At 75.9% G+C, this 7,853-nt stretch carries 2 protein-coding genes and 1 pseudogene; all 3 read right to left on the bottom strand.

The genetic code is table 11. The features are described 5' to 3' along the window. Positions 1 to 54 precede the first annotated feature (54 nt). Positions 55 to 3,018, bottom strand: a complete 2,964-nt coding sequence (locus DMH08_RS10790; RefSeq protein WP_125613378.1) for a DUF6493 family protein — start codon at positions 3,016 to 3,018, stop codon at positions 55 to 57. 60 nt (positions 3,019 to 3,078) lie between these two features. Next, positions 3,079 to 3,981: pseudogene (locus tag DMH08_RS10795) on the bottom strand (RNA polymerase sigma factor); the annotation flags it as partial. 277 nt (positions 3,982 to 4,258) lie between these two features. Then, complete coding sequence (locus tag DMH08_RS10800; RefSeq protein WP_125613380.1) at positions 4,259 to 7,630, bottom strand: pyruvate carboxylase; 3,372 nt, start codon at positions 7,628 to 7,630, stop codon at positions 4,259 to 4,261. Between the last annotated feature and the right edge of the window lie 223 nt (positions 7,631 to 7,853).

The raw sequence follows: 7,853 nt of genomic DNA on the forward strand, positions 1-7,853 counted from the left end.
ACAGACCGCCCGCCGGCAAGGCGAACCGGCCGCGCCGCCCACCCGACGAGCCCGTCAGGACGCGAGTTGCCCGGCCAGGACGCGCGCCGCGCGGACGTACGCGGCCGACCCCGGCCGTGCCGCCAGTGCCTCGACCCCGGGGATCGCGCCCCGCGCGCCGCACCAGCGCGCCGTCCGCGCGGCCAGGCTGAGGAGCCGGTCGAGGCCGTGCACGGCACGCTCGCCCGGCGCGGGGCACAGCGGCGGCAGCGCGGCCGCGAGCACCCGCCACACGTCGGCGAACGCCCCCGCCTCGGCGGCCCGCTCCAGTTCGCCGGTCACGCGGGACGGACGGACGTCCCCGTCGAGGAGGAGGCGGGCGACGGCGCGTCCCACGGCGGCGGCGGGAAGGTCGCCGCGCGCGCAGAGGCCCAGGAACATGCGGTCGGGTCGCCGGTGCCGCTCTGCGAGCCGGCGGGCCAGGAAGTCGGCGATGTGGTCGGCGTACATCCCGTCCGCCGGCACCAGTTCGAGGAGTGCGGCGGCCGGACCGTCCCGCCTCGCGGAGTAGTACCCGCGGCCGCGCATCTCCGGCACCAGGTAGGCCGCGGCCGCCTCCGGATGGGACGGGATCACGCGCGCCCAGCCCACCCCGCGGTCGCCGTAGTGCGACGGGTACTGCGACGGTGTGCTGAACACCGCGTCCACCAGCGGCAGCCCCGTCGGCCCGCCGTCCACCAGCCCGAGCCGCCCGCGCCGGGAGCGCCACATCGACCGGACGGACGCCCGGGCGACCACGCGTCCCTCGACCGGCCGCGTCACGCCCTCCGGCGGAGCGACCCCGCGCCCCGGGGCGCGGGGGTCCGACCGGTCCGCGAACGCGGGGCGGACGTCGGCGTCGGGGGCGTCCCCGGTCCGGTCTTCCGCGGAGCTCATCGCCGACAGGGCGGGGGACGACATGACGAAGCGGACCATGCCGGGCACCGAAACGCCCCCTCCCCGAGCGGGCGCGGCCTCTTCGCCGGTGACGGTCCAGACCCCGGGCGGAAGCTCGGTGGGGTCGTCCGCGTCGTCGGGGAACGGGAACGTCGTGTCGAGCCCGGGGTCGGCCAGGGGGCCGTCGAGGACGTCGAGGTCGATCGCCGCTTCGGGGAGGCGCCCGTCCTTCTCCCGCAGCGACACGCGCGGGACGGGCGGTGCGGCCAGCCAGCGCGCCGCGGTCCGCGCGGCGGGCGTGCCGACCGCGGCGGCGCGGCGGGACGCCTCGGGGTGCGGGCCGGGCGGCAGCCGGAGCAGGGCTTGCTGGAGGTCGGCCGGGCCGGGTTCGGCACCGGCGTCCGCGACGGTCCGCAGGCGGTCGGCGAGGACGTCCGGGGCGACGTGACCGGACGGTTCGGTGGGGGTCGCCAGCAGCAGCGGCGGCAGCGCGCCCGCCTCGACGGCGCCGAGGATCTCGGCGGCCCGGTGGAGTTCGAGGGCCCCGAGGGGGCCGTCCGGTGCGACCGCCATCCGGTCGCGCCAGTCGGCGGGGACGGACGCGGGATCGACCAGCATCCGGGCGGCGGCGTTGGTCCACTCGTGGGTGTAGCACCAGGTGCGGCGCTCCCGGAAGTGGGGCCAGGCGAGTCTCTCGAGGACGCCTTCGACGGCCGCGCGGACCCCGTCCGGGTCTGCGTGGGCGAGCCGCACGAACCCCTCCAGGAGCCTCTCGACGTTCCCGTCGGAACCGGCGATGGCCGATGCGAGTTCGGACGGCGTCGCGATCGGGTCCGGCAGCGGCCGGGGCTCGCGGTGGGCGCTGGGCTCCGGGTCGAGAGCCGCGGCGGTGAGCACCGGCGGGGCGGGGTCGTCGTCGGCCTCCGCCTCGGCGGCGGCTTCGCCGCCGAAGCGGGCCGCGACCCGGGCGCCGAGGTCGGGCGGGAGCAGCGGCGCGGCGTCGGCGAGCGGGGCGCCGTCCGTCCCGCCGGGAAGGGCCAGCGCGAGCCGGACGGCCTTCTCCTGCACCGCGTACGACTCGTGCCCGAACACCTGCGCGAGCGCGCGGGCACCGGCGTCCGCCGTCTCGGGCCGGTCCCGGACGGTCTCGCGGAGCCACGCCAGCCCCGTCCGGACGAGCCCGGCCTCGGGGCGGAACAGCAGCCCGTCGAACGCCTCCGCCAGCCGGGCGGCGGGCAGGTCGGGCACCTCGCGGAGCAGGTCGAGGGCCAGGGCCGCCACCGGGCCCGGCGCGGCGGCGAGCAGCGCGGCGTAGTCGCGGACGCGGGCGGCCGTCTCGCGCCGCCGGGCGGACGGCTCGTCGTGCGTGAGCAGGTGGTGCAGGCGGACGAAGAAGCGCAGTTCGACCTCGGTGCCCCCGCGCAGGAACCGGCGGACGCAGCCGTCCAGCAGCGCGTCGCGGTCGGCGTCGCCGCGGGCGGCCATCGTGGCGAGGGTGCGCGGCCACGTGCGGCTCTCGCGCAGGGCCCGGCCGACGCCGTCGGCTTCGAAGACGCGCGGGAGGAGGGCGGGCAGCAGCGGGTCCTTCGGGCGCGGCGGGCCGGACAGGACCCAGCCGACGACGAGCGGTGCGTGGTCCGGCGGCTCGGCGCCGGTCTCCCGCAGGAGGGCGAGGGCGAGGCCGATGCCGGTGTGCCGGGGGCCGCGGACGCGGAGGGCGAGGCGGCGCGCGAGGTCGGCGCGCCACGCGTCGTCCCGCTCGGCCCAGAGGTCGAGGAGGCGGCCGTCGTCGTCGGGGTCGCCGAGCCACCGGTCGCGGAACTCGCGGCGGTTCAGCCAGGACGCGACGGCCGCGGCGCCGCCGAGCGTCCCGGCGCCCGCGGCCCGGAACGCCCAGAGCGCGTCGCCGATGCCCTCCCACGGCTCGCGGCGCGCCCGCACCTCCCGCAGGTGGCCGGGCAGTGCGGCGGCGACGGCGCGCCGGCCGCCGTCGTCGAGGTCGAGGACGGCGGCCGCGACGCCGTCGGCGTCCCGCGCGTCGATCAGGTCGGCGATCCGGCTCCACGCCGCCGCGGCGTCCGGGGGGTGCGCAACGCTCGTCATGCCGCGAACGGTAGGCGCGCCCCCCGACAGAACGGCGCACTGACAGAACGGCGGGGCCGCTCAGCTCAGCAGGTCGGCGAGTGTCTCCCGGCGGGACGGGTGCCGCAGCTTGTGCATCCCCTTCGACTCGATCTGCCGGATCCGCTCCCGGGTCACCCCGTAGACGCGGCCGACCTCCTCGAGCGTCTTGGGTTCGCCGCCGGCGAGGCCGAACCGCATCGAGATGACGCCCGCCTCCCGTTCGGTGAGCGTCTCCAGCACCGCGTCGAGCTTGCCGCGCAGCATGGACGACGCGACGGCGTCGGCGGGGTCGCCGCCCTCCGGGTCCTCGATGACGTCGCCGAGCTCGCCGTCGCCGTCCTCGCCGAGCGGGGTGTGCAGCGACAGCGGCTCGCGGGCCTGCCGGCGCAGCCACTCGACCTTCTCGACCGTGACGTCCAGCTCGACGGCGAGTTCCGCGGACGTCGGCTCGCGGCCGAGGTCCTGCGACAGACGCCGCCGGACGCGCGTCATCCGGTTCATCACCTCGACGACGTGCACGGGGATGCGGATGGTGCGGCTCTGGTCGGCCAGCGCCCGGCTGATCGCCTGCTTGATCCACCAGACGGCGTAGGTGGAGAACTTGAGCCCGCGCCGGTACTCGAACTTCTCGACGGCGCGGATCAGCCCGAGGTTGCCCTCCTGGACGAGGTCGTTCAGCGGCAGTCCGTGGCCCACGTACCGCTTGGCCAGCGACACGACGAGGCGGAGGTTCGCCTCCACCATGTGCTCCTTGGCGCGGCGGCCGTCCTCGGCGATCCAGACGAGGTCCGCGCGGTCCTGCGGGTCGAGGGCGTCGCCGAGGTTCTCGAGGCGCTGCCGGGCGAACAGCCCCGCCTCGATGCGCTTGGCCAGGTCGACCTCCTGCTCCGCGGTGAGCAGCGGAGTGCGGCCGATGCGGGAGAGGTAGTCCTTCATCGGGTCGACGAGGTCGCGGTGCGTCGACGCGCGGCCGGGTGCGGCGGCGCGGGACGCGGTGGAACGGGGCGCGGTGGTGGCGCGGGGCGCCGCACTGGGGGCGTGGCTGGCGTTCAGGGCGGTGTCCTTTGCAAGTCCGGCCGGGAGGGAACGGGTCACGCGTTTCGGGTACCCGCCTCCGCCTCGTTCCAACCCCGCGCGTCCGGTATCGGGAACGCGCGTGCGCGGGTGCGGCGCGGCCGGTTCCGGCCGCCCGCACCCGCGCACGCCGACGCTTCCGCGGTCAGGTGATGACCAGCAGCAGGTCCCCCGCCTGGACGGGCGCCGCCGCGGGGACGGCGAGCCGCGCGACCGTCCCGGCGACCGGGGCGGTGATGGCGGCCTCCATCTTCATGGCCTCGATCGTCGCGACGACGTCGCCCGCCGCGACCTCGTCGCCCTTCGCGGCGCGCAGCGTCACCGAGCCGTCGAACGGGGCGGCGACGTGCCCGGGCTCGTCCGGGTCCGCCCGCTCGACCGGCGGCGCGTCCGACACGACGGACTTGTCGCGCACCGAGAGGGTGCGGAGCTGGCCGTTCACCGAGCAGATCACCTGCCGGACGCCCGCCTCGTCGATCTCCCCGACGGCTTCGAGGCCCGCGAGGACGCGCACGCCCGGTTCGAGGTCGAACGCGACCTCGCGGCCGGTGCGCAGGCCGTACAGGAACGCCCCGGTCGGCAGCACCGACAGGTCGCCGTACGCGGCGCGGGCCTCCCGGTAGTCCTTCGCCGGGCCGGGGAAGAGGAGGCGGTCCAGCGTGTCGCGCACCTGCGCGCCCGCGAGCGCCTTCTCCTCGTCGCGGCCGAGGTCCGCGCGCGCCGGCGTGAACTGGCGTCCGGCCAGGGCCTTCGTGCGGAACGGCTCGGGCCAGCCCCCCGGCGGGTCCCCCAGCTCGCCGTTGAGGAACCCGATGACGCTGTCGGGGACGTCGTACCGGTCGGGGTTCTCGAAGAAGTCGTCCGGGTCGGCGCCCGCCGCCACCAGGTGCAGCGCCAGGTCGCCGACGACCTTGCTGGACGGCGTCACCTTGACGAGGCGCCCGAGGATGCGGTCGGCCGCCTCGTAGCACCGCTCGATCTCCTCGAACCGGTCGCCGAGGCCGAGCGCGACGGCCTGCTGCCGCAGGTTCGACAGCTGCCCGCCCGGGATCTCGTGCCGGTACACGCGCCCGGTCGGCGACGGCAGGCCCATCTCGAACGGCGCGTACAGCTTCCGGACGGCCTCCCAGTACGGCTCCATCTCCGTGAGCGCGTCGAGGTCGATGCCGGTCGCGCGGTCGGTGAAGTCGGTCGCCGCCACGATCGCCTGCAGCGGCGGCTGGCTCGTCGTGCCCGACAGCGGCGCCGCCGCGCCGTCCACCGCGTCCACCCCGGCCTCGATCGCGGCGACGTACGTCCCGAGCTGCCCGCCGGCCGTGTCGTGGGTGTGCAGGTGGACCGGCAGGTCGAACCGCTCGCGCAGCGCCGCGACGAGCGTCCGCGCCGCGGGCGCCCGCAGCAGCCCCGCCATGTCCTTGACGCACAGGACGTGGACGCCCGCCTCCACCAGCTCCTCCGCGAGGCGCAGGTAGTAGTCGAGCGTGTAGAGGCGCTCGTCCGGCGACGACAGGTCACCGGTGTAGCAGAGCGTCCCCTCCACGAGCGCGTGCGTCTGGAGCGCCGCGTCGATCGCGGGCCGCATCCGCTCGACGTCGTTGAGCGCGTCGAACACGCGGAAGACGTCCACGCCCGTGCTCGCCGCCTCCCTGACGAACGCGCGCGCCACCGAATCGGGGTACGGCGTGTACCCGACGGTGTTGCGGCCGCGCAGCAGCATCTGGATGCACAGGTTCGGCGCCGCCTCCCGGATCGCCGCCAGCCGGTCCCACGGCGACTCGCCCAGGAACCGCAGCGCGACGTCGTACGTGGCCCCGCCCCACGCCTCCAGCGACAGGAGCTGCGGCGTCGTCCGCGCCAGGTGGGGCGCCGCCTTCACCAGGTCGTACGTCCGTACCCGCGTGGCGAGAAGCGACTGGTGCGCGTCCCGGAACGTCGTGTCGGTGACGGCCAGCGCGTCCTGCGCCCGGAGCTGCTCGGCGAACGCGCGCGGCCCGAGCGCCAGCAGCCTGTCCCGGGAGCCCTGCGGGAACGGGCCGTCCGAGGCGAGCGGCGGCAGCTTCGTCGCCGGGTCCAGGTCCGTGGGCTGCTCGCCGTGCGGCTTGTTCACCGTCACGTCCGCCAGGTACCGGACGAGCCGCGTCGCCCGGTCGCCGCTCGACCGGGCCGTCAGCAGCTCGGGGTGCTCGGCGATGTAGGCCGTCGTGACGCCGCCCGCGCGGAAGTCCGGCTCGTCCAGCAGCGCCTGAAGGAACGGGATGTTGCTCGCCACGCCCCGGATACGGAACTCCGCGACCGCCCTGCGCGCGCGCCCGACCGCATCGGCGAACGTCCGTCCCCTACAGGTCAGCTTCACCAGCAGGGAGTCGAAGTGGGGGCTGACGATGGCGCCCCCGTACGCCGTGCCCGTGTCGAGCCGGACGCCCGCGCCGCCCGGCGACCGGTACGCCGAGATCTTCCCGGTGTCGGGCCGGAAGTCGTTCGCCGGGTCCTCCGTCGTGATGCGGCACTGCACCGCGAACCCGGACACCGTCACGTTCTCCTGCGAGACGCCCAGGTCCGGCAGGGTCTCGCCGCCCGCGATGCGCAGCTGGCTCTGCACCAGATCGATCCCCGTGACCTCCTCGGTCACCGTGTGCTCGACCTGGATGCGCGGGTTCATCTCGATGAACACGTGCCGGCCCCGGTCGTCCACGAGGAACTCCACCGTGCCCGCGTTCTCATACCCGATCTCGCGGGCGAACGCGACGGCGTCCCGGCACAGCCGCTCCGCGACCTGCGCGTCCAGGTTCGGCGCCGGCGCGATCTCCACGACCTTCTGGTGCCGCCGCTGCACCGAGCAGTCGCGCTCCCGCAGGTGCACCGCCCGCCCCTCGCCGTCGGCGAGGACCTGCACCTCGATGTGGCGCGGCCGGTCGACGGCCTGCTCGAGGAACACCGTCGGGTCCCCGAACGCGCTCTGCGCCTCCCGCCGCGCCGTCTGGACGGCCGCCTCCAGGTCCTCGCGGTGGTCCACCCGCCGCAGCCCGCGCCCGCCGCCGCCCGCCGCGGCCTTCACGAACAGCGGGAACCCCACCTCGTCCGCGGCCTCCAGCTCCCGCCCCTCCGCGGGCGTCGCCGACCGCAGCACCGGCAGCCCCGCCCGCCGCGCCGCCGCCACCGCCTCGATCTTGTTCCCCGCGAGGTTCAGCACCGCCGACGGCGGCCCCACGAACTTGATCCCGTTCCGCTCGCACGCCTCCGCCAGCTCCGGGCTCTCCGAGAGGAACCCGTACCCGGGGTAGACGGCGTCCGCACCGACCCGCAGCGCGGTCTCCACGATCGCGTCCACGTCCAGGTAAGCCCGGACCGGATGCCCCCGCTCCCCGATCTCGTACGCCTCGTCCGCCTTCTGCCGGTGCAGCGACAGCCGGTCCTCGTGCGCGTACACCGCGACGCTGGCGATCCCCAGCTCGTAGGCCGCGCGGAACGCGCGCACGGCGATCTCGCCCCGGTTCGCGACGAGCAACTTCGAAATCACGTGTTCTCCCAGGAGTCGGCCGGCCCGTCCACCCGCACCGACGGCCTCCCGGGCTCGACGACGAGCCGCGACACGCGCCTGGCCGACCCGGCGGGCGAACCGAATTTCCTGGTATCTACCCTCACAAACGGAACACTCGGCCGAATATCTCGGGCGAACATCCCGATAGATGATCGATCGTAGAAAAACCGCCAACCTTTCCCCGCGGCCCGCCGGGTCGGCC

This window comes from Actinomadura sp. WAC 06369 (genome assembly GCF_003947565.1).
Lineage (GTDB): Bacteria > Actinomycetota > Actinomycetes > Streptosporangiales > Streptosporangiaceae > Spirillospora > Spirillospora rifamycini.